The organism is Bradyrhizobium brasilense (assembly GCF_029714345.1).
In the GTDB taxonomy this organism is placed as follows: domain Bacteria; phylum Pseudomonadota; class Alphaproteobacteria; order Rhizobiales; family Xanthobacteraceae; genus Bradyrhizobium; species Bradyrhizobium australafricanum.
The window spans coordinates 3,468,107-3,490,168 of sequence record NZ_CP121669.1 but is presented as its reverse complement, the minus strand read 5'-3'; the positions used below and the strand labels follow the sequence as shown (position 1 = coordinate 3,490,168).

General features: G+C 64.9%; 16 protein-coding genes and 1 pseudogene. 7 read left to right on the top strand and 10 right to left on the bottom strand.

The window, feature by feature from the left end; translation table 11 throughout:
• Positions 1-31: 31 nt before the first annotated feature.
• The 3 genes from QA635_RS16115 to QA635_RS16105 all read right to left on the bottom strand — a co-directional run bounded on the left by QA635_RS16115 (position 32) and on the right by QA635_RS16105 (position 4,122).
• Positions 32-1,864 carry a flagellar hook protein FlgE gene (locus tag QA635_RS16115; protein WP_225160145.1) on the bottom strand — a complete coding sequence of 611 codons (1,833 nt, stop codon included), beginning with the start codon at positions 1,862-1,864 and terminating at the stop codon, positions 32-34.
• Positions 1,865-2,047: 183 nt separating this feature from the next.
• Complete coding sequence (msrB, locus tag QA635_RS16110) at positions 2,048-2,548, bottom strand: peptide-methionine (R)-S-oxide reductase MsrB (protein ID WP_283070257.1); 501 nt, start codon at positions 2,546-2,548, stop codon at positions 2,048-2,050.
• A gap of 77 nt (positions 2,549-2,625) precedes the next feature.
• Positions 2,626-4,122 (bottom strand): NAD(P)/FAD-dependent oxidoreductase, encoded by a 1,497-nt coding sequence (locus QA635_RS16105; protein ID WP_283070255.1) that lies wholly within the window; start codon positions 4,120-4,122, stop codon positions 2,626-2,628.
• 95 nt (positions 4,123-4,217) lie between these two features.
• Here QA635_RS16105 and QA635_RS16100 point away from each other — a divergent pair, with 95 nt between their 5' ends.
• Together QA635_RS16100 and QA635_RS16095 are read left to right on the top strand one after the other, a co-directional pair.
• Complete coding sequence (locus QA635_RS16100; RefSeq protein ID WP_283070254.1) at positions 4,218-4,760, top strand: SixA phosphatase family protein; 543 nt, start codon at positions 4,218-4,220, stop codon at positions 4,758-4,760.
• Positions 4,761-4,916: 156 nt separating this feature from the next.
• Entirely contained in the window at positions 4,917-5,342 is a 426-nt protein-coding gene (locus tag QA635_RS16095; protein WP_225160142.1) for a universal stress protein, read from the top strand.
• 762 nt (positions 5,343-6,104) lie between these two features.
• On the opposite strand, the gene QA635_RS16090 is transcribed toward QA635_RS16095, so the two are convergent.
• The gene (locus QA635_RS16090; protein ID WP_425249162.1) at positions 6,105-7,175 is read right to left on the bottom strand and encodes a SphA family protein; all 1,071 of its coding nucleotides are present in this window, start codon (positions 7,173-7,175) and stop codon (positions 6,105-6,107) included.
• A gap of 484 nt (positions 7,176-7,659) precedes the next feature.
• Here QA635_RS16090 and QA635_RS16085 point away from each other — a divergent pair.
• Both QA635_RS16085 and QA635_RS16080 read left to right on the top strand, forming a co-directional pair.
• Positions 7,660-8,032: pseudogene (locus QA635_RS16085) on the top strand (formylglycine-generating enzyme family protein); the annotation flags it as partial.
• A gap of 29 nt (positions 8,033-8,061) precedes the next feature.
• Positions 8,062-9,744 carry an arylsulfatase gene (locus QA635_RS16080; protein WP_425249190.1) on the top strand — a complete coding sequence of 561 codons (1,683 nt, stop codon included), beginning with the start codon at positions 8,062-8,064 and terminating at the stop codon, positions 9,742-9,744.
• A gap of 315 nt (positions 9,745-10,059) precedes the next feature.
• On the opposite strand, the gene QA635_RS16075 is transcribed toward QA635_RS16080, so the two are convergent.
• Both QA635_RS16075 and QA635_RS16070 read right to left on the bottom strand, forming a co-directional pair.
• A complete protein-coding gene (locus QA635_RS16075; RefSeq protein WP_283071667.1) occupies positions 10,060-12,498 on the bottom strand; it encodes a sensor domain-containing protein in 2,439 nt (812 codons plus the stop codon).
• A gap of 396 nt (positions 12,499-12,894) precedes the next feature.
• Complete coding sequence (locus QA635_RS16070; RefSeq protein ID WP_233475178.1) at positions 12,895-13,131, bottom strand: DUF1127 domain-containing protein; 237 nt, start codon at positions 13,129-13,131, stop codon at positions 12,895-12,897.
• 180 nt (positions 13,132-13,311) lie between these two features.
• Here QA635_RS16070 and QA635_RS16065 point away from each other — a divergent pair, with 180 nt between their 5' ends.
• A complete protein-coding gene (locus tag QA635_RS16065; protein ID WP_283070251.1) occupies positions 13,312-14,655 on the top strand; it encodes an aminotransferase-like domain-containing protein in 1,344 nt (447 codons plus the stop codon).
• A 90-nt stretch (positions 14,656-14,745) separates the two neighbouring features.
• Here QA635_RS16065 and QA635_RS16060 read toward each other — a convergent pair whose 3' ends face one another.
• Positions 14,746-15,102, bottom strand: a complete 357-nt coding sequence (locus tag QA635_RS16060) for a hypothetical protein (RefSeq protein ID WP_283070249.1) — start codon at positions 15,100-15,102, stop codon at positions 14,746-14,748.
• 89 nt (positions 15,103-15,191) lie between these two features.
• Positions 15,192-15,839 (bottom strand): hypothetical protein, encoded by a 648-nt coding sequence (locus QA635_RS16055; protein ID WP_425249161.1) that lies wholly within the window; start codon positions 15,837-15,839, stop codon positions 15,192-15,194.
• A 44-nt stretch (positions 15,840-15,883) separates the two neighbouring features.
• Here QA635_RS16055 and QA635_RS16050 point away from each other — a divergent pair, with 44 nt between their 5' ends.
• The gene (locus QA635_RS16050; protein ID WP_168855013.1) at positions 15,884-16,318 is read left to right on the top strand and encodes a hypothetical protein; all 435 of its coding nucleotides are present in this window, start codon (positions 15,884-15,886) and stop codon (positions 16,316-16,318) included.
• Between the two features lie 14 nt (positions 16,319-16,332).
• On the opposite strand, the gene QA635_RS16045 is transcribed toward QA635_RS16050, so the two are convergent.
• Both QA635_RS16045 and QA635_RS16040 read right to left on the bottom strand, forming a co-directional pair.
• The gene (locus QA635_RS16045) at positions 16,333-18,735 is read right to left on the bottom strand and encodes an EAL domain-containing protein (RefSeq protein ID WP_283070246.1); all 2,403 of its coding nucleotides are present in this window, start codon (positions 18,733-18,735) and stop codon (positions 16,333-16,335) included.
• Between the two features lie 146 nt (positions 18,736-18,881).
• Positions 18,882-20,300 carry an MFS transporter gene (locus tag QA635_RS16040; RefSeq protein WP_425249160.1) on the bottom strand — a complete coding sequence of 473 codons (1,419 nt, stop codon included), beginning with the start codon at positions 20,298-20,300 and terminating at the stop codon, positions 18,882-18,884.
• Positions 20,301-20,887: 587 nt separating this feature from the next.
• On the opposite strand from QA635_RS16040, the gene QA635_RS16035 reads away from it, so the two are divergent.
• Positions 20,888-21,964 (top strand): lysylphosphatidylglycerol synthase transmembrane domain-containing protein, encoded by a 1,077-nt coding sequence (locus QA635_RS16035; RefSeq protein WP_028337716.1) that lies wholly within the window; start codon positions 20,888-20,890, stop codon positions 21,962-21,964.
• The last annotated feature ends 98 nt before the right edge of the window (positions 21,965-22,062 follow it).

The window sequence follows — 22,062 nt, the reverse complement described above, 5'->3', positions numbered from 1 at the left end:
TTACTTCTTCACACGTGCAGCAACGACGCGATCAGCGCACCACGTTCAGGAGGTCCTGCACCATCGAGTTGGTCGTCGTGATCACCTTGGTGTTCGCCGAATAGGCCTGCTGGGTCACGATCAGCTTGGTGAATTCGTCGGCAATGTCGGTGTTCGAGCTCTCGAGCGAGGAGCCGACGATGGTGCCGGCCTTGCCGAACAGCGCCGCGCCGGACTCGTCGGTCGCCTCGAACGCACCGCCGTCGATGCGCTTGAGGAAGTTGGTGCCGTTGAAGGTCGCCACCGAGATTTCGGCGAGGTCGATGTTGCGGCCGTTGGTGTAGTTGCCGACGATGCGGCCGTTGGTGGAGACGCTGACCGACTGCAGCTGGCCGGCGGGGAAACCGTCCTGCTGGATCTGGTTGACCTGAACGTTGCCGTTGGCGTCGGCGAACTGCGTCACGCCACCGGAGCCGAAATTGATCACGGGGCTGCCGAGCGACACGCCGTTGACGACGGCATTGGTGAGCGCCACCGAAGAGATCGCCGGCGACATCTGGCCGTTCGAGGCGAAGGTGAAGTTGACGTTGACGTTCTGCCAGGAGACCTGCGTGCCGGTCGCATTGGGATTGACCTGATAGAACAGATTCCAGGTGTCGGTATGTCCGCTGCCCAGCGAGGAGCTGTCGGTCTTGGCCCAGCGGAATTGCAGGTTCACCGGCGCGCCCGAGACGTCGTAGGCCGTGACGGCGCCACCCGAGACGGATTCGTTCAGGAAGGTCGAGTTGTCGTTGCCGATGACCTGGCCGGTGCCGACCGTGCCGCCGCCGCCGCGAACCGCAACCGCCGACCCGGTGAAGCCGAGCGCCGCAAAGGCGGTCGCGTTCGAGCTCGTCACGTTGAGATCGGCCAATTTGCCGGAGTGCAAGGTGATCTTGCCGCCGCTGATCGTCGATGACGTCGTGGTACCGGTAATCGCGTCGATCTTCGCAAGCAGCGTTCCGATGCTATCGGTGACGTTGAGCTGGTTGCCGGTCGCCCCCGACGCCACGAAGGTGATGACGGTGCCGTTGACCGTGATCGTGTCGGCGGGCACGACGGGCGGGCCCGCAGAGCCGGCGCTGAAGTTGGTATTGATCGAATCGGTGCCGGCTGCGCCCGAAAGCAGGGTCGCGGCGGTAATGGCCACGGACGGCGTCGCCTTGTTGTTTTGCGCGGTGCCGGTGATGGCGGAATCGGTATACGGCGCAGCCGGCGTGCCCAGCACCAACGGATTGTTTCCACTGCTGAACGCGCCCGGCCGGATCAGCTCGGAACCGGGAACCGAAGTGTCGTGCGCGGTGGTCAAGGGATAGGACGCGAGGTTGGCGCGATAGTCGATCTTGGTGGTCTGCTGCGCCGGCAGGAAGTCGTTCTTGAATTGCAGCACCTGCGGCGATGAGCCTGCCGGGTTGCCGGTGGTCGGGTCGATCGGCACGCCCTCGAGATAGTAGCCGGCGCCGTTGACGAGATAGCCGTCCTTGTTGAGCTGGAAGTCGCCGCGCCGGGTATAGCGGTCGACGCCGTCGAACACCGGGGCACCGTCGGTGAAGCTGCCGGGCTTCTGCACCGCGAAGAAACCGTTGCCGTTGATCGCCATGAAGGTCGCGACGGATGCCGACTGGACGTCGCCCTGCACCGAGTTGGTCGAACGGGACTGCGCGGTGACGCCGCCGGCGAGTTGCGCGGTCAGGGCGGTCTGCGGGACGAGGTCAAGGAATGAGGTATCGATGCGCTTGAAGGCGGTGGTCTGCGAGTTGGCGATGTTGCCGGAGATGTTTTCGAGCGCGTACGACCCCGCGCGCAAGCCACCGACAGCCGTCGTGAGAGCGCCGAAGATACCCATGACATGTTCTCCAATTCGATTCCCGGCGGCTGGCAATCACAGGAATGGCCGCATCGGCGGAGCATGTCGCAAAGGTCGTGCCACGAAACAAAACGTAACAAAATCATCCGCTTGAAAAAAATGCCTCGGTCGTTCGACCGGGGCACATTTGCCGGGAGCGGCAACAATTGCCGGGAAGGAATGTCAGGTCGCCGACGGCGCCGCCGGGTGAAACACCAGCGCGAATCCGTCCATGCAGTACCGCAGTCCGGTCGGTTTCGGGCCGTCGTCGAAGACGTGGCCGAGATGGCCGCCGCAGCGGCGGCAATGCACCTCGGTGCGCACCATGCCGAAGGTGCGGTCCGACGTGGTGCCGACCGCATTGTCCAGCGGCTTGTAGAAGCTCGGCCAGCCGGTGCCGCTCTCATACTTGGTCTCGGACGAGAACAGCGGCAGGTCGCAGCCGGCGCAGGCGAATGTCCCCTTGCGGTGCTCCTTGAGCAGCGGGCTCGATCCCGGCCGCTCGGTGCCCTGGTTGCGCAGGATCTCGTATTGCTGCGGCGTCAGCTGGGCGCGCCATTCGGCGTCGGTCTTCTCGATCTCGAATTTCTCGGCGGCCTGCGCCGGCGAGGCGCGCAGCCAGCGGAAGGCGGCGAAGCCGAACAGGCCGGCGGCGGAAGCAAGCAGGATGCGGCGATCGATCATCAATCATCTCCGGTGCGGACGGCTCACGGGGGCGCGCCCCGAGGTTCTGCAACAGATACGAACCCCGCCGGCGGACGTTACATCCGCCCGTCGGAGATCCGCTCACTTTCTTGCGAGGCATCCGGATACGCCGCCTCGCCGTCCTCGATCTGCCTGGGCGCGGGCGGACGCGCCGGCCGGACTGCCGACGGGGGTGGACGGCGGGGTGCCGGTCCCCGGGTTCCCGCCCTGAGATTGGCCTCGGCGAGCCGCGCCTCGCGCAGGCGCTCCTTCGCACGTGCACCCTCGCGGTAGCGCGCCAGAACACCCGCCACGGACGAGGCCCCCCTCGCCCACAGGCTGACGAAATGACCGGCGACGCGGCCGGTGGTGCCGCCGGCCCAGACCAGCTCGAACGGCGAAAACAGCCGCCAGCGATCGTCGCCCCACAGGATGCTGCGCGCGATCAGCTGCCCGGCGAGCGCCGAGGTGTTGAGTCCCTGCCGGCCGAAGCCGCTCGCCACCCACAGGCCCCGGCGCAACTGGCCGATCTGCGGCATGCCGTGCACGGTGACGCCGACCGCGCCGCCGAACATCTCCGCGACCGGAACCTTGCCGAGTTGCGGAAACACCGTGGCGATGCGGCGCTGCACCGCCGAGCCGAGGCGCTCCGGCCGTGCGTCCCAGGTGGTTTCGGGGCTGGCCCACAACAGCCGATCGCCATCGACGACACGGAAATGGTCGATGCCGTCGCTGTCGACGACCGAGCCGGGAAAGGCGATGGTCTCGGCCAACCGCTCCCCGAGCGGCTCGGTCAATGCCGCGTAGCGCCACACCGGCAGCAGCGTATCGGACAGCCGCTTCAACGGCGCACCGAGATGGATATTGCCGGCGAGGACAATGTGGTTGGCCCGCAGCCGCGCCGTCGGCGTCACGATGCGTTTGCGGATGCCCGAGAAATCGATGCTGACGACCGGCGTCTCCTCGAAGATCCGCACGCCCGCCCGCGTCGCCAGCGCGGCGAGGCCGTGCACATATTTGCGGCCATCGATCTGGAACGCCTTCGGATAATAGATGCCGTGGAAATAGCGGCCGGTCCCGAGCGCGCTGCGCACGCGATCGACCTGCCAGCCCTCGACCTCGGTCGCGAAATCCTCGCCGAGCGTCTGCAGACGGCCGATCAGCGCCTCGCCGACATCGACATTGGAGACTTCCAGCGCGCCATCGCTCGGCTTGATGCCCGGGATCAAATCCTCGGTAGCGGTGGCGCGGACATAGTCGGCGCCCTCCTTCGACAGCGCCCACAATTCGCGGGCATCGTCGAGGCCGACGCGCTCGATCACATCTGATATCGGCAGGCCGAATCCCGGCATCACGGTGCCGAGATGGTGACCGGAGGCGTTCCAGCCGATCTGGCGGCCCTCGAGCACCGCAACGCTCGCACCGAGTCGCGCCGCCTCACGCGCCACGGTCAGGCCGGCCAGCCCGGCCCCGACCACGCAAATATCGACATCGAGGTCGAAGGCCAGACGGTCGCGGAACGGCGAGGCCGCCTGATCGGGGCCGTCTGCCGCACTTGTGGAACTCTCGCTCATGGCGTTTCTTACGGACCGCTGCGGCGCTTGTCACCTTGTCCAGGGCATGAGCCTGTAGAATTAATTCGACCTGACCGAATCGAGAATGGAAGTCCATGCGCCGTTTGCTGCTGCTGCGTCACGCCAAAACCGAACACGACGCGCCTTCGGGGCACGACCAGGACCGCCGTCTCGACGAGCGCGGCCACCGCGACGCGGCGGAGATCGGCGGCTGGATCGCCCGTCATCCGCCCCTGCCCAATCTGGCGCTGGTCTCGCCGGCAGCCCGCACCAGGCAGACCTGGGAGATCGTGCGCGAGGCGCTGAAGGGCGCCGGGCCTGCGCCGAAAGTCGAATTCGTGCCGGACCTCTACGGCGCCGATCCGGCGCAATTGCTGACCGCGATCCGGATGGCTTCGGTCACCGATCCGAAGCGGCTGATGCTGATCGGCCATAACCCCGGCATGCACGAGCTCGCGCTGACCCTGACCGGCAGCGGCGACGAGGCCGCGAAGCGCGCGCTCGGCGATAATCTGCCGACCTCGGGGCTCGCCGTCTTCGACTTCGCGACCGACGACTGGAACGACGTCTCGTTCCGGCGCGGCAAGCTCGTCCTGTTCGTCAGCCCTAAACTGTTGAAGCAGGCCTCGCGCAGCTGACGCAAGCGGACAGCGCCGCGCCGCCATGCTATATTGACCTCTGCGCGACAGGGGGACCGGTTCGCGTCGATACCAGACCGACTTCAAGAAAAAGAAGGCGCGCGTCCCGGCACAGGGACCAAACGGCTCCAGACCAATCGCGGACAGGAGGCGCAGATGTACAAGTCCATTCTCGTTCCGATCGACCTCGCCGATACCGATCTGGCGAAGCCGGCGATCGCAACCGCCGCGACGCTGTCACAGACATGGAACGGGGCGGTGCGTCTGCTCAACGTGCTGCCGATGACGCCGGTGATGCTCGCCGAATATGTGCCGGCGGATTTCGACAGCCAGCAACGCGAAACGTCGGAAGAGGCGCTTGCGATCGTCGCGCGCGAATCCGGCATCGCGCCCTCCCGCATCTCGGGCGTGGTCCGCCAGGGCGGCATCTATCACGAGATCCTCGAGGAGGCGGCGGCCATGAAGGCCGACCTCATCGTGATGACCTCGCACCGGCCGGCGATGCGCACCTACTTCCTCGGCTCTAATGCCGGGCACGTGGTGCGCTACGCCAAATGCTCGGTGCTGGTGGTGCGGCACTAAAGCGGGATGAGTTACGGGGCCGCCGCAGGCGGCGCTGCCAAAATATCGAAAACAACCCCATGCAAAGCAGCCGGCGGCTGCCGGCGCTCGGCCAGGGCGACTTGACACGTCGGGCAACTCAGGAATATTCTTCCAATATTCCGAAATTGCGCCCACGTCCCCTCGCCCTACACGTCGCAGGCGGGAAAGGGAACGCGCCCAATTTGCGGGCGCAGCCTAATCTCAGCCTGCTTTAATCCAACCAGGACGTGGACTCATTAGCGCGTAGCCACAGCCGGATTGACGCGAGTTGGATGAACGCGAAGCAGTTGGCAGCGCGTTTGTCCGGTATGATGGCCCAAACGCCACAAGCCTGTTGATACAGCACATGCCTTTAAGGGTGAGGCATGAAAATCAAAATGTGAGCAGCCAACACCGCTGTCCCGACGAAGGCGAGAGCTACGTATCCAGCGATTTCCATCCAGCGTGGGTACATGATCTCATTTTAGGATGAGGCGTGGATTTCTTCCAGTGCCACTACCTACTTCGGTCAGGCGCTGAAACTACGGCTCGGCGGTCAGGCTCGATGAAGCGCTGACCGACGGCGATTGGTCGCGATGCACCCGGAAGCGGACGCATTGTGCTCGCGTAGAGTTCTTCGCCTTTTGGCTCCAACCCGGACATGTCCGCACGCTCGCGGAGTGTCCATTGGCTGATTGCGTCGCTACCGCCGCGCGAGATTGAGCCTTCAGCACGGCGCCGGTGGCAGCGTCACCGGCACTGCTATTTCGTGAATCTGGGCCTTGTGGATGTCGGCGGCGTTGGCGCCGCGGGCTGAAGATTGAACGTCAGCCAGACGTTCCAGCCTGCTGGCCGATTTTCATTGGCGAATTCGCCGTAGCCCTTCAGGTTCAGATATCCCTGCATGTCTCCGACCGGAAAAATGTAGCCGACCTGCGGGCCGACACCGGCCACGCGCGACCGGAAGCAGCCGACGCGATCGCCGGAGCCGCTGTCGCAGCCGAGCTGCTGATAGAGGTAACCGACGAGGCCAACCTGCCACTGCTTGGTCAGGAATTGCGATGCGCCCCAGTCGAGGTGCATGTCGACGCCGCTTTGATATTGGGTGGAGGGGTTGACGAAGTTGTAGGTGAATCCCAGCACCGTCGAAAATTCATGCCCGGTCTTTGGATCGAAATAGGTGTAGCCGCCGCCCGCGTCGACCGCCCAGTGCCCAATCCCCAAATTCGCCAGGCGGTCCGACTGATAGGCGCCGACCGGAAGGTCGGCGGTAATGTACGTCATGTAATTGTTGACACCGGCATTCCAGCGCAGCGCGAACTGCGGGATCAGGTCGCCGAATGCAATGAGCGAGCTGTCGATGCTGTCAAACCGGGAGAAGGGGAACGTGCCGCCGCCCGGTCCCGTCAATGTCCCAACGAGCGATCCCGCCAGCGACGTGGAGTTGGAGCCGTAGGTCGCCAACAGGCTGGCAGAGGCCTGACCGCCCAGCACCGGCGTTGCAAAGGTGTAAGTCCCGGCGACAAGTCCAAGATTCACATTCGCATTGACGTTCGCGTTCACGGTGGCTGTCAGATTCGCGGGAAAGCGGCCAAGCGTGATTTCGCGCGACCGCGCCACGTCGCCGCCGGCGGAAACAGAGGTGTGATAATAAACCGTGGTCACCGACCAGCCCGGCGCCTGCTGAGGAACAGCCGCGAGGCTGCCAAAAAATCCGGGCAGCCAAAAGCTGATGCCATTTTCATCGGCGCGTGCCGCTTGGGTGGATAGCACCAGCAGAGCGGCGAGCGCCCCAATACTCAAATGCCACTGCGAGAAAAATCTGCGTCCCAAGCCCGGTCCAAGGTACCGCATCGCCGCCCCCGACTCTCGCGATCCCGCCATTGCTCCGGCGGGGTAGAAACTCGGAAAGAATAAGCTGACGCCGCCGTTGGTCCATGTGAAATCAGCATACTTGCGTTCAGTCGGCCATTTATTGAAAGGCTGTGTTCACGACGCCACAGTTGGCACTTTCTGCATAGTCGTCAGAGGCTCTCGACAAGGAAGAGGCGACCTGGCTCGATTGATCTAGATCAACATGAGAACGATGCGTTGCAGGAAGCATCTTGTCTTGTCTGGTTCGTAGACGCTGCATTGTCGGCCCCGCACTTCAGATACTCGATCGTCTTTTGACTGACCAAGGCGTTAAACACGTCCCCGCAGCATCGGCGGACTAGAAAGCTGCCGATAGATTCTTGCTCGGGCGGCGCTCGTAACTTTGAAACTCGGTCACTGCGAGTAGCCCATGCACGACGTTGGCGTTGCGGCAGGCGTACCCAATCTGGTGGCTGATGGCTTCGAACGCACCTCGCCCGCCACCGCATTCCCGGTCAATGGCCACGCCCCTCATGAGATGATCGGCAGTGTTTGGGAATGGGCCGCCGATTGGCGTCCACCAAAAGCACGACGCAGACGCCCCGAAAGCCTGCTTCATCCCGCAAGATCCTCGCGGCCGGTCCGAGGGCGCGAGCTACGGCTCTCATCAGCCGAACCTGAGGATTCCACGCAAGATGCTTAAAGGCGGCTCGCATCTTTGCACTTCCAGCCAATGCCGCCGCTATCGTCCGGCCGCGCGTCATGCCGAGCCGATCGACACCTCAGCAAGCCGTGTCGGCTTCAGGTGCATCACCAGGAAGAGGATCACGTCATGAGTAACGACACGATTCCGGAAAAGCCTGAGATGAATATGGGGCCGAACAGCGCAGGGTTGAAACGCCGCGATCTCTTGTTGAGCGGTAGTTCGCTGGTCGCCGCTTCAGCACTCTCTGCCGTCGCGGCGACAAGCTTCGCGCAGGCGCAGCAACCAACGCCGGCTCCGGCGCCCGCACCGGCCGGACAGCGGCCCAATATCGTCGTCATCATGGGGGACGATATCGGCATCTGGAATATCGGTGCCTACCATCGCGGCATGATGGCTGGCCGGACGCCGAACCTCGACAAGATCGCCGCAGAAGGCATGCTGTTTACCGATTATTACGCCGAGGCGAGTTGCACCGCAGGCCGCGCCAACTTCATCACCGGCGAGCTACCGATCCGCACCGGCATGACAACGGTCGGTCAGGCCGGCGCTCCCACAGGCTTGCCGGCGGAGGCCGTGACCATTGCCACCGCGCTCAAAGGCATGGGCTATGCCACCGGTCAATTCGGAAAGAACCACCTTGGCGACAAGAACGAGTTTCTGCCGACAGTGCACGGCTTCGACGAGTTCTTCGGCTATTTGTATCATCTCGACGCGATGGAAGACCCGGCCCACCCCGCTTATCCGCAGGAGCTGCTAAACACCGTCGGTCCGCGCAACATGATCCATTCGTGGGCAACCAATGTGGACGATGCCACCGTGGATCCGCGCTGGGGCAAGGTCGGCAAGCAAAGAATTGAGGACGCCGGAACGCTCTATCCCAAGCGGATGGAAACTGTGGACGATGAAATTCGAGACTTTGCGTTGAGTTTCATTGAAAAGGCTAAAGCCGACAACAAGCCGTTCTTCTTGTGGCTCAATCCGACTCGGATGCACATCGTCACGCATTTGTCGCCAAAGTATCAGGCAATGCGCAACTCCAAGAACGGTTGGTCGATTCATGAAGCCGGCATGGCACAGCTTGACGACGATGTCGGCATCGTAATGCAAAAGCTTAAGGACATGCGCGTGGATGACAACACCATTGTCATCTTCACCACTGATAACGGCACCGAGGTCTTCACTTGGCCGGATGGCGGACAGACACCGTTCGCTCAAAGCAAAGGTACGGTCATGGAAGGCGGCTTTCGCGCGCCCGCGATGATCCGCTGGCCGGGCAAAGTGCCGGCCGGCAAGGTCGAGAACGGCATCATCTCCGGGCTGGACTGGTTCCCGACCTTGCTGGCCGCTGCCGGCAACCCGAACATTGTCGAGGAACTGAAGAAGGGCAAGCACATCGGGGACCGTACCTACAAGTGCCATCTGGACGGTTATAATCAGATGGACATGATTACCGGCAAGGGGCCGTCGAACCGACACGAAATCTGGTACTTCGGCGAGAGCGAACTCGGGGCTGTGCGCATCGACGACTACAAGTATCGTTTCATCGACCAACCGGGGGGCTGGCTGGGCGAAAAAAGCAAGGTTGACGTGCCCTACCTGACCAACCTTCGCCTGGATCCGTTCGAGCGAACGGGCTGGCCCGATAGCGGGACCAAATACGGCGCGCAACAGTACTTCGACTGGTTCAAATATGAGTTCTGGCGCTTCGTGTTCGTTCAACAGGAGGTCGAGAAGCTGGCCATGACCGCAGTCGAGTTTCCACCGATGCAGAAGGGCGCGAGCTTCAACCTCGATTCCGTGAAGGCGAAAATCGAGGCCGCCAGGACGGCAATGGCAAAATGAGATTCATGATCGTGTTGGGCGGCGTCCATGCCGCCCAACACCGTCTCCTCCGGCCTTTCGATATCGCAGATCGGTTTACCGAAATCCGCTTCCGGGAGTGGAGCGGGCCAAGAGCGGACGGGGCCCGATCGCAGCCTTCCAGGCCTTCTCGAACCTCCGGCGAGGTCCGCCTTCTCGCGGCTGTCAGGGTGAGAGCGGACATCAAGCGCCCCTCATCCAACTCCGATTTGTGAGTACACGGCCCAGCTGATTGGTCAGCTGCCACCATCGAGGCAAAGCCGCGCACAAAAAGAATGCTGCCAAAGCGGTGTTCGCCTAGAGGCGATTCCGTTTCGGCTGCATCCGGCGCGCCTCGCGCTCGATGCTGGCGGCCACCAGCGGCGCCTTGTCGGCGGCGATGGGCGGAGAAAACACGAAGCCCTGCACCACATCGCAATCGAGCCCGCCGAGCACGTCCAGTTCGGCGGACAATTCGGCGCCCTCCGCCACGACCGTCATGCCCAGTCCGTGCGACAGGGCGATGATGCCACCGAGCAGCTTGCGCTTCTCCGGCGCGGTGGAAATGCCATCCACGAAGGCCCGGTCCACTTTCAGGCAGTCGAAAGGCAGGCGCGTCAGATAGCCGAGCGAGGAATAGCCCGAGCCAAAATCGTCGAGCGCCAGCCGGGCGCCGAGACCCGACAGGGCCGTCAGCGTGCGACTGATCCGCTGCTCGGTATGATCCACGAACAGGCTTTCGGTGAGCTCCAGACAGAGCAGCTTCGCCGGAAAGCCGGTCTCCGCCAGCACGGCCGCGACTGCGGTCTCGAAATCCACGCTCCAGATCTGCGCCGGCGAGACATTGACCGAGATGGAGCGCGGCGGCAGCCCGGCATCCAGCCAGGTGCGGCCCTGCCGGCAGGCCTCGCGCAGCACCCACAGGCCGAGGTCGACGATGAGGCCGGAGCTTTCGGCGATCGGGATGAACTCCGCCGGCGAGATCGGCCCGCGCTCGGGATGGGCCCAACGCAGCAGCGCCTCGAAGCCGGTGACGCGGCCGGTCTTCAGATCCACCTGCGGCTGGTAATGGGCATCGAGGGCGCCGGCCTCTACCGCGTGGCGCAGGTGGCGGCCGAGATCGAGCCTTTCATCGACCGCCTGCGCATAGACCGGCTCGAACAGTTGCGCCCGGCCGCGCCCGGCCTCCTTGGCCATGTAGAGCGCGAGGTCCGCGTTGCGCACGGCGGTCTCCGCCGTCGCGCCGTGCTCCGGCAGGCGGGCGATGCCGATGGTGGCGCCGACCGAGGCCTCGCCCTCGGCGAGATCGACGGGGCCGGACAGTTTGCCGACGAGCCGATCGGCAAGCCCGGTCAGCGCGGCGTCGGACGTGTCGCATCCATCCGCCAGCACGGCGAATTCGTCGCCGCCGAGCCGGGCGATGAAGGCGCGCGGCCCCAAGTCCTGCCGCAACGCAGCCGCCACCTTGATCAGCAATTCGTCACCGGCGGCATGGCCGAGGGAATCATTGACCTCCTTGAAGCGATCGAGGTCGATGAGCAGCAGCGCACCAGTCCGGCCTCCCTGGGAGCAGCCTTCGGTCAAGGCGGCGAGCTGGCGCGTGAACAGCGCGCGATTGGCAAGGCCGGTCAGCGGATCGCTGTAGGCGAGCTGCTCGAGCTGGCGCTCGGCTTCCTTGCGCTCGGTGACGTCCTGCACGGTACCGATGATGCCGATGACCTTGTCGTGGGCAACCTCCGCCTTGCAGATCACAGCCAGATCGCGGGGCATGCCGTCCGCGTGCAGGATGCGCAGGTCGGTGGCCTCGGTCCGGCGGGTGCGCAGCACCCGTTTCTGCACGTCCCGGAAGCGGTCGGCGTCGCCGTCCAGGAAATAAGGCCTCATGTTCTCATCGGTCGGCTCGAACGTGTCGGGCAAGCCGAGAAGCTGGTAGAGCTCGGGCGCCCAGATCGTGCGGCCGCTGTCCAGCCGGAAGCTCCAGGTGCCGATCTTGCCGAGGCGGTGGGCCTCCTCCAGCGCCCGCGTGCGCTGGTCGAGCAGCGCCTTGGCCGCGCTGAGCTGGGTGATGTCGCTGGAGGTGCCGCGATAGCCGAGAAAGCTGCCGTCATCGGCGAAGATCGGCTTGCCGCTGGTGCAGATGCTGACGCGCGAGCCGTCCTTGCCGATCAGCGTATAGGTGAAGTCGCGAAAAGGGCGATGGGCCTCCATATCGGCCCGGTGCCGCGCCATCGCCTCCCCGTCCTCGGGCGCATAAGTCAGTTCCCAGCGCGCCTTCCTGCCAGCGGCCACCGTCTGGAACGCCGCATTGCCGGCAAGCGATTTGGGATAGGGCAGCAGCCGATGTTCGGCGTCGCTCTCCCAGCACCAGTCCGAGGCGGTCGAGACAAAATCGGCCAGCCGTTGCTCGCTCTCCGCCAGGCGCCGCAGCGCGGAGGTCTCCTCCGTGACGTCGCGGACGATGCCTGACACGCGTCGGACCTGGCCGTCCGCGTCGAATTCCGGCTCGCCATGCACCACGCAGTCAAGCAGGCTGCCATCGGAACTGCGGAGTCTCGTCCGCACCGCATAGGGCCGCCCCTCCGCCCAGCAGGCCGCGTAATGCGCCTCCAGAAGCTTCCGGCTTTCGGGCAGATAGCGCTCGCGCACCGTGGCGATGGGGATGTAGCCGTCGGCGGTGTCGAATTCGTAGAAGGCGGCGAGCTCGGGCGATATCCAGAGATCGGTCGCGGCGGCACTCTGCGACTCCCAGTAGCCCATGCGGGCCAACCGGATCGCACAGCGCAGCGATCGCTCCTCATGCCAGCGGCGACGCGCTTCCCGGGTCGGGGCCTGCCCTTGCGACAATTTGCGAGCGGCCATCGGTCCCCAACTCAACGCTAGCGTACGCAGCTAACAGGCTAGCATAGAGCGTCACAACCTTGGAGCGACGGCGGTGACGAGACGGGACTCTTCCGCTTCTTTGGTGTAGTTTCGGTGAATTCTGCAACCGGCGGTCGGCGCCCGGCTCTAAAGCGCGACGTGATTGGGTTGAATCGTCATCGCGCTTTAGCTCTTTGTTTGAGCATGATCTCCGCGCAAACGCGTCCCGCGTTTGTCCCGAGGGAAAACCGCTTCGCACTTTTCCGGATCATGCTTTAGCGCAGCACCGGCATCTTAACGGATCCGCACCAACTCGAGGTCGAAGTCGCCGGTGACGGCGGTCTCGATCTGGCAGCGCGAGAGTCCGATATCACGCAACGCCCGGTCATCGAGCTGGCGCAGCGTCTTGATCGCCTCGCGGCGTACCCAATAGGTCGCGAGTGCATCGCCCCACACTCGGAGCAATCGGAGCAATCCGCCCAACGTACTGGACCGCGCGGGCGCCGCGGCGGCTGAGGATATCGCTGACATTGTCATCTCCTTCGCTGCCCATAGACAAAGCTACGCCGTTGACGCAAATGCTGTTTCAGCGCCTGCGCCGTCGGGACCTCGGATTGCTTGCGCGCTCCTCGGTGCAATCATGGGCTTGTTCCCTCCTAAATGATCCGGTACATTGCTCGGAGCAAGTAAAACATTGCTCTCGGTGCAATAATGTCGAGGTTCGAATATCTGAAGCTGGCGGATGCGGTGGCCGCCGAGATCGCCAGCGGCGCGCTGAAGGCAGGCGACCGGCTGCCGCCGCAGCGTCATTTCGCCTATGACCGCAACATCGCCGTCTCGACGGCGAGCCGGGTCTACACCGAGCTGTTGCGGCGCGGGCTGGTGGTCGGTGAAGTCGGCCGCGGCACTTTCGTGTCCGGCGAGGCACGCCGCGGCATCACGGCCCCGACCGAGCCGCGCGGGGCCCGCATCGACCTCGAGTTCAACTACCCGCTGCTGCCGCACCAGGCGACGATGATCGCCAAGAGCCTCGAAGGATTGGAGCGGCCCGAGGTGCTCGAGGGCGCGCTGCGGCCGGCGACCAGCTTTGGCACGCGGGCGGCACGAACCATCTCCTCGGAATTTCTGGCGCGCAAGAACTGGACACCGAATCCCGACCAGATCGTGTTCACCGCCAATGGCCGGCAATGCATTGCCGCCGCGCTCGCCGCCGTCGTGCCGCCCGGCGGACGCTGCGGCGTCGAGGCGCTGACCTACCCGTTCGTCAAGGGCATCGCCGCGCGGCTCGGCATCTCGCTGGTGCCGCTCGCGATGGACGAACACGGCGTGCGACCGGATGCGGTGCAGAAAGCGCATCGCGAGGCGCATCTGTCCGCGATCTACGTCCAGCCCACGATCCAGAACCCGCTCAGCATCACCATGCCGCCGGAGCGCCGCGCCGAGTTGTTGCGGGTGGTGGAGAAGCTCGGCCTCGTCGTCATCGAGGACGGCGTCTACGGATTCCTCGACGATGAGGCGCCGCTCGCCGCGCTCGCGCCCGACAGCTGCATCGTGCTCGACAGCCTGTCGAAGAAGGTCGCGCCGGGCCTCGCGCTCGGCTTCATCGTGTCGCCGCCGCGGCTGCGCGAGAGCATCATGGCCGCGGTGCGCTCGGGCGGCTGGACCGCGTCGGGCTACGCCTTCGCCGCGGGGCAGCGGCTGATGGCCGACGGCACCGCTGCCGAATTGTCACGGCTGAAGCGGATCGATGCCGGCCGCCGCCAGCTTCTGGCGGCGAAGCATCTGGCCGATTTCGAAATCCAGACCAATCCGAAGTCGTATCATCTCTGGCTGACCTTGCCGCCGCATTGGCGCTCGCAGACCCTGGTCGCCGCCGCGGCGCGCCGCGACATCGCGCTGACGCCGTCGACGACCTTTGCCGCCACGCCGGGGCACGCGCCCAATGCGGTGCGGCTCGCATTGGCCGCACCGCCGATGGAGCAGCTCGACCTCGGCCTGCGGACACTGGCGGGAATGCTGAGCGCGACCGAAGAGGATTTTGACTCGACGGAGTGACATCGCACGTTCACTCCGAAGCGGCGCCGCAGTCCAGAATTGGATACGAGTGGCACTCGCAGCGGCCCATTTCCAGTGAGCGCCGGAGCATCAAAAGCCACAGGCCGCATACGTCTTTCTCACGAGACGAAAATGCGCGCCCTCGGCTACGAAGTCCACGTCCAGGCACTGATTGCCTTTGCGATATTCACCGATCACGCCGCACTGCAGATATTCGAGGTTTATCCGCCAGCGCTTTTCTTGCGGCGAGTAGGTCGCAAGGTCGTGCTGCGCGACCGGCGTCCCCCTGCAAATTCCGGCAACGTATTGCCGCACGTCGGGCGGCAGATTGTCGACGTGATTGTGATCAAGCGGATCATGTTTGTTGCCCACGCTGCCCTTGGAAAGAGCCGGCGGGATGCTCAGGAGCACAAGGCATAGAGCCATAAATGGGGTCCGGATTGTCATCTGACCCTCCAGCCAAAAGCAAATCCGTCGCCGAGTTTACAGCGCGTTGCTTACAGCCCGCTTACAGTCCGGCCGCGCGAACCGCTGCCTCACTGATTGCGAACCGCCTTCGGCAGCAGCGCATCGGGCAATTGATCGAAGCTGTAGCGCCGCGGCCGGTTGCGCGTGACGAAACCGCCGACCTGCCAGGTGAACAGCGCCGCAAAGCCGACCAGGAACAGCGCCCCCATCCAGTTCGAGGTCAGCAGCGCCGTCAGCAGCAATCCGATCATTGCCACCGCAAGGCAGGCCAGCAGCGCCAGCGCGGCGGTGTACGTCTTCGGTCCGAGGCCTCCGACCAGCCTGGCGTTGCTGCCCGCCGCCTGCATCCGGCGATGCAGCTCGACGATGAAGTCGCGGTAGAGATGTCCCTGCGGCGCCACCAGCGTCGCGGTCTGCCAGGTGGTCGAGAGGATCGCGATCCGCCCGCCCTTGGCGTTGTCGATGTCGGCGCGAAACCGCTGCTGCTGCATCGAGACCGGGCGATAGGACAATTTCACCGCGGAGATGTCGGCATAGTCCCACACGCCCGACCGGCCGGCGATCCGCCACGACAGCCCGTCCTCGGTCAGCTCGAACTGGTGCGCCGAGCCGATCAAAGAGGCCTTGTAGGCATAGCGCACTGCCGTGCCCTCGCCTGCCTCCGACCGATCCTGCAACGTTGTTGGCAAGCCGCCGTTCCACCCGTCCAAATCCATCCACGCGCTTGCGCGGGACGTCACGGCTATCCTACAAGCGAGCCATGCCCGAGACGACCTATTTTCCGCGTTACCTCATCCTCGGTGGCGCGATGATATCCGGCGTGCTGCTGGCGCTTGCCGTGCACATGCTCGGCGCGCGCTACGGGCTCGATCTCGGCGGCCTGTGGCGCTCCGACAGCCACGAGTTCATGCCGGCTGGCGCGGCGATTGCGTGGTGGCTGATCGCGACCGTCGGGTTTTCGGGCGGCTACTTCACCGCCAATCTGATGCACAGCGCTGTGGCCGGCCAGATCCCGCAGCGGATGCGTAACTTCCTGATCGTCGTCGGCGTGCTGATGCTGGCCGGTGCCGGCCAGGCCGCGTCGGCGCCGAGCACGGTCTCGACCATATCCGCCGTGCTCGCAGGCCTTGCCGCCCTGTGCCTCGGCGCATTGATGGCGTTCTGCGGCGCCTATTTTGCCCTGCGCAAGAGCTGAGCTAGCCTTCCAACTCAGGCGACCGACCGTTCCGGCACCCTGCGCAACATCTTGGCGACGTCGGCTGCCGGCCGCGGCGGGCTGAACAGATAGCCCTGCGCCTGCGTGCAGCCCTCCCGACGCAGCAGATCGAACTGGGTATCGGTCTCGACCCCTTCGGCGGTCGTGACGATGCCGAGGCTCTTGCCGAGGCCGGTGACCGCGCGCACGATCGCCATCGAGTCCTCGCGTGTCGCAAGGTCGGTGACGAAGGACCGGTCGATCTTGATCTTGTCGAACGGGAAGCTGCGCAGATAGCTCAGCGAGGAATAGCCGGTGCCGAAATCGTCCAGCGAGATGCGGACGCCGAAGCCGCGCAGCTCATGCAGCACCGCGAGCGTCGCCTCGCTGTTCTGCAGCAGCACCGATTCGGTGATCTCGAGCTCAAGCCGGTCCGCCGGCAGGCCCGATGCTTGCAGCGCCGCCTTCACCGACGACACCAGGCTCGGGTTCTTGAACTGCACCGGCGAGAGATTGACGGCAACCGCGACGGCCTCGGGCCAGCCCGCGGCATCCGCGCAGGCCTTGCGCAACACGATCTCGCCAAGCGGAACGATCAGCCCGGTTTCCTCGGCGACAGGAATGAAATTGTTCGGCGCGATCAGGCCACGCAGCGAATGGTTCCAGCGCGCCAGCGCCTCGAAGGCGACGATCCGATCGCCCGCGACATCGCGGATCGGCTGATAGTAGACCTCGAACTCGTCATGTTCGAGCGCGAGCCGCAGGTCGCGCTCCAGCAGGCGGCGCGCCTGCGCACGCGCGTCCATCCCGGTCTCGAAGAAGCGATAGGTGCCGCGGCCGTCGGCCTTGGCGCGGTACAGCGCAAGATCGGCCTTTTGCAGCAATTCGTCGGGATCCTTGCCGTCCTCGGGCGCGAGCGAGATGCCGATGCTGACGCCGATCACGAGTTGATGGCCGCCGATCTCGTAGGGCGCGGCGATCCGCTCGACCACGAGACTTGCCAGCGACGACACGACGGACGGCTCGCAATTGCTGCAGAACTGCACGATGGCGAATTCATCGCCGCCAAGCCGCGCCACGGTGTCGTGCTCGGTGACGCATTCGCCGAGCCGGCGCGCGACTTCGCGGAGCAGCGCGTCGCCGATCGGATGTCCGAGCGTGTCGTTGATTTCCTTGAAATGATCGAGATCGAGACAGAGCACGGCCAGCTGGTCGGAGCGCTTGGCCAATCTCGAGGCCTTCTCGAGCTGCTCGCGGAACAGCGTCCGGTTCGGCAAATTGGTCAGCGCGTCATGCCGCGCCATGTGCGAAATCTGTTCCTGGGCCTGCTGCCATTCGGTGATGTCTTCGAAGGTCGCAACCCAGCCGCCGCCCTTCATCGGCTGGTCGACGACGCGGATCGCGCGCTCGTTGCGGCTGACGATCCGCGTCGCGCTGTGGCCGGCCTTTGCCTCGGCGACGAGAGCATTGCAGAACTCCTCGGGATCGCCGTCCCACTCGCCGATGGAATGGAGGTCCTGCAGGACGTCGATCAGCAGGCGTCCCTGCAGCGGCAGGCGACTGCGCCCCATCATCTCGGTGTAGCGCTCATTGAACAGCATGATGCGGCCGTCGGCATCGAACATGCAAAGCCCCTGCGACATGTTCTCGAGCGCGGTATCGAGCACCACCTTCTGCTTGTGAAGCTCGGTCTTGGCGCGACGGTCGAGGATCGAGGCGATCAGCGAGAGGCCGAGGATCGCGAAGGCCGCAACGGCGGTCATGAACGAGAGCACGCGCGGCGAGACCGTAAGTCCGCCGGAAACGATCGTCGGATCCGGAACGAGCGTCACCGCGCCCATCGCGGTGAAATGATGCGAGACGATCGCGACGGTCAGAAGACCGGTCGCGGCGGCCGTGGTGCCGAAACGTTCGCCACGGGTGGCGACGACGAGCGCGAGCGCGCCGAACAGGCTTCCGAACGCGATCGACGAGGCGACGATGCCGGGCGACCAGAGGATGCGCGCGGGCAGCTCCAGCCCGAGCATGCCGGTGTAATGCATCGCCGCGACACCGGCGCCGACGATCGCGCCACCGGCCGCAACCGTCCGCCAGCGTCCATCGAGCGTGGCGACGGCCAATCCGACGGCCAGGATCGCAACCGCGAGCACCAGCGACAGCAGCGTGATGGGAATGTTGTACCCGGCCTCGATGCCGGGATCGTACGCCAGCATGGCAACGAAATGGGTGGCCCAGATACCGCAACCGCCGACCGCCGCATCGAGGCCGATCCAGATCTCGCGGGCACGCCCCTGTGCGGCGCGGGCACGGTGAAACAGGCTGATCGCGACGGCGCTGGCGAGCAGGCAGATCACCCCGCCGAGGACGACCAGCCGCCAGTCATGTTCCAAAGTGAGACAAGTCAGAACGCGATACATATAGGCCCCCTTTATGGACCTATAAGAACAGGCGCATTCGTGTAGGAACGGTAACCGCACCGCAGCAAGGTTCCACGCATGGTGAAAAAGCCTTGAATGCAGGCGATCGGGTCAGGGCGAGCGGAGATCCCTCGCGGCAGTTCGTCTCAACGCCGAGCCTGTGACCATGCGCCGATCCAGATCAGCGCAGCGGCCGCTAGCAACACGCCGGCGGAGATGACGAGCGCCGCATGCAGGCCGGCGATGAAGGCCGCGGATCGGCTGACCATCGAGCCAAACAGCGCGACACCGAGCACGCTGCCGGTCTGCCGGGTCGCGTTCAACACCCCGGCCGCGATGCCGGCATGCTGCGGCTCGGCGCTGCCGAGCAGCGCCGATGTCAGCGGCGGCACCAGCAGGCCGAGGCCGCCGCTCACGGCCAGCAATTGCAGGCAGATCGCGAGATAGCTCGTGCCGGGGCCGATGAACAGCATCGCAAGACATCCGCCGGCGGAGAGAGCGGCGCCGAGCGCGATTGTCGCCGGCGCGCCGATCCGCTCCGCGACATGCGGCGCGATCAGGTTGGCGGGCAGCACGGCGCCGAGCATCGGCACGAACGCGAGGCCGGTGGCGAACGCCGACAGGCCGTTGACCTGCTGGAAGTAGAGGCTGAGCACGAAGATCAGGCCGTAGAACGCGACATTGACCAGAAGGCCGACCAGCGAGGTCAGGGCAAACATCCGGTGGCGGAACAGCGAGAGCGGCAGCATCGGCTGCGGCGCGCGCGCCTCACGCCAGACGAACAGCACGGAGAAGACGGCGGCGAGAGCGAAGCCTGCGACCACGAACGGGCTGCCCCAGCCGAGCGCGCCGCCTTCGATTAGCGCACCGGCCAGCGTGCCGAGCGCGGCGATCGCCGCGACCTGACCCGGCAGATCGAGCCGGTGTTGCTGATGACGCGTGGTTTCGCTGGCAAAGCGCCAGGCGAGCCACAAGCCGGCGAGGCCAATCGGCAGGTTGACCAGAAAGATCGCGCGCCAGCCGACCAGCGCGATCAGTCCGCCGCCGACGAACGGGCCGGCGGTCAGCGCAAGGCTCGCACCCGCGGCCCAGACCCCGACCGCGCGTCCCCGCGCCTTCTCGTCTTCATAGGCATGGCGGAGCAGCGCCAGCGAGTTCGGCACCAGGATGGCCGCGGCCAGCCCCTGCACGCAGCGGGCGGCGATCAGCGTCACCGCATCAGGCGCGACCGCGCAGCCAACCGATGCCGCGGTGAAGATCGCAAACCCGGCCATGAAGATGCGCTTGGCGCCGATCCGGTCGCCGAGCGCGCCCGCGGTCAGGATGAAGGCCGCAAAGGCGATCGTGTAGGCGCTGACCACCCATTGCAGTTCGGCGACGCCGCCGCCGAGCGAGGCGCCGATCGCGTTGAGCGCCGTGTTGACGATGGTGACGTCGAGCTGCACGACGCCATAGCCGAGACTCATCGCGGCGAGCGTCAACGTCGCCGCGAGCCCGCTCGTTTGCCGATGCGACGTTGCACGGCGGTCCGGCATGTGCCGGACGTTCAGGGATGTCTGTTGCATGGCCTCGTCCTTGCTCTCGGCAACCAATGCGAGACATAGGCCTTCGTTTCGCCGCAACACTTCGCCACGGATCGAAGTGTGAAATCTCGTGCCTGGCCGATCTGTCCGACAGCGGCCCGCTTGCGCGGCGTTTTGCCTCAATAGACCTACGGACCGCCCTCGCGCCGCTCACCGGCCCGAGCGCAGGGCGGATCATGCGCATCCGCGCGTCGACTTCACACTTTGGTAAACGTCACAGCCGGCTCAGCCGTCCCCATGCTGATGCATATCGTCCATTCGCCTCGCGCCAACGAACCCGCATCGGCGCCGGGACGGCCGCAAAATCGGCAAAAAAGCCGGCGAAACCGCCTGAAACGGCGGAACATGCAGTGGCCCCATCGCGGTCCTGCGACTCACATTCCGCAGAGCGAGAACATATGTAGCCAATATGACAATGACGCTGGACGAGGGCCGAAGGTTGGCTTGTCAAGGGCTGCACAACGCATCGGTTTTGCCTTATGGGTCGTCGCGTACGGTGCGTTTGCCCGTCACCCGTCGCCGTCCGTGACCGGGTCCCACTGAAATTTGCCGCCCCGCCGGGAGGATGAATGCTTCGGCTGCTGACCACGCTCGGGCGTGGTTTCAAGGAAAAGATCGGCTGGAAACGGCTCGGGATCGCCGCGAGTGTGTTGATCATCGCGTTCGCGATCACGTCGCTTGTTCACACCCTGAAGGGCGTCGATACCGGCATCATTCTCACCGCGCTCACCAACATCGCGCCGCACCGGATCGCGCTGGCGGCGCTCTGCGTGGTCGGGGCGTTCTGCACGCTGACCTTCTACGACTTCTTCGCGCTGCGCACGATCGGCAAGATCCATGTCCCCTACCGCATCGCAGCGCTGTCGAGCTTCACGAGCTACACGATCGGTCACAATATCGGCGCCACGGTTTTCACCGGCGGCGCGATCCGCTTCCGGATCTATTCCGATTATGGCCTCTCCGCGATCGACGTCGCCAAGATCTGCTTTCTGTCGGGCCTGACCTTCTGGCTCGGCAATTTGTTCGTGCTCGGCTTCGGCATGGCCTGGCACCCGGCGGCGGCGTCGGCGATGGACCTGCTGCCGCCGGCGATGAACCGGCTGATCGCGCTCGGCTGTCTTGCCGGCATCGGCGCCTATTTCGTCTGGCTCCTGACCGGCGAGAAGCGCCGCGAGCTCGGCCAGAACGGCTGGAAGGTGGTGCTGCCCTCGGCCAAGCTGACGCTGCTGCAGATCCTGATCGGCGTGGTCGATCTCGGTTTCTGCGCGCTCGCAATGTACCTGCTGATGCCGACCGAGCCGCATATCGACTTCGTCTCGCTGGCGGTCGTGTTCATCCTGGCGACGCTGCTCGGCTTCGCCAGCCACGCCCCCGGCTCGATCGGCGTGTTCGACGCCGCGATGCTGGTGGCGCTGCCGGAGTTCAGCAAGGAACAATTGCTGGCGACGCTGGTCGTGTTCCGCATCCTCTACTTCCTGATCCCGTTCGGGATTTCGATCTCGATCATGGGCATGCGCGAGCTCTGGCTCAACGTGGTGCAGCCTTGGCAAGAGCGGAAACGACTAAGCCAAGCCTGCACGGCTTCGGCGACCGTGCGGCAACCGATCGAAAGCCGGCAGCAGCGGGTCAGGCAGCTGAAACGGTAACGGACAACGTTATCGGCCCCTGTGCGGGCCCTCGACCCCGGATTTTCGATCCTCGCGGCCGCTTCTCTTATTTTCGCCGTACCGCTCGCGTCAAACCG

Coding starts and splice junctions, on each gene's coding strand:
- QA635_RS16115 (WP_225160145.1), bottom strand. CDS start 1,864: ATGGGTATCTTCGGCGCTCTCACGACGGCTGTCGGTGGCTTGCGCGCG.
- msrB (WP_283070257.1), bottom strand. CDS start 2,548: ATGATCGATCGCCGCATCCTGCTTGCTTCCGCCGCCGGCCTGTTCGGC.
- QA635_RS16105 (WP_283070255.1), bottom strand. CDS start 4,122: ATGAGCGAGAGTTCCACAAGTGCGGCAGACGGCCCCGATCAGGCGGCC.
- QA635_RS16100 (WP_283070254.1), top strand. CDS start 4,218: ATGCGCCGTTTGCTGCTGCTGCGTCACGCCAAAACCGAACACGACGCG.
- QA635_RS16095 (WP_225160142.1), top strand. CDS start 4,917: ATGTACAAGTCCATTCTCGTTCCGATCGACCTCGCCGATACCGATCTG.
- QA635_RS16080 (WP_425249190.1), top strand. CDS start 8,062: ATGAATATGGGGCCGAACAGCGCAGGGTTGAAACGCCGCGATCTCTTG.
- QA635_RS16075 (WP_283071667.1), bottom strand. CDS start 12,498: ATGGGCTACTGGGAGTCGCAGAGTGCCGCCGCGACCGATCTCTGGATA.
- QA635_RS16070 (WP_233475178.1), bottom strand. CDS start 13,131: ATGTCAGCGATATCCTCAGCCGCCGCGGCGCCCGCGCGGTCCAGTACG.
- QA635_RS16065 (WP_283070251.1), top strand. CDS start 13,312: ATGTCGAGGTTCGAATATCTGAAGCTGGCGGATGCGGTGGCCGCCGAG.
- QA635_RS16060 (WP_283070249.1), bottom strand. CDS start 15,102: ATGACAATCCGGACCCCATTTATGGCTCTATGCCTTGTGCTCCTGAGC.
- QA635_RS16055 (WP_425249161.1), bottom strand. CDS start 15,839: ATGGATTTGGACGGGTGGAACGGCGGCTTGCCAACAACGTTGCAGGAT.
- QA635_RS16050 (WP_168855013.1), top strand. CDS start 15,884: ATGCCCGAGACGACCTATTTTCCGCGTTACCTCATCCTCGGTGGCGCG.
- QA635_RS16045 (WP_283070246.1), bottom strand. CDS start 18,735: ATGTATCGCGTTCTGACTTGTCTCACTTTGGAACATGACTGGCGGCTG.
- QA635_RS16040 (WP_425249160.1), bottom strand. CDS start 20,300: ATGCAACAGACATCCCTGAACGTCCGGCACATGCCGGACCGCCGTGCA.
- QA635_RS16035 (WP_028337716.1), top strand. CDS start 20,888: ATGCTTCGGCTGCTGACCACGCTCGGGCGTGGTTTCAAGGAAAAGATC.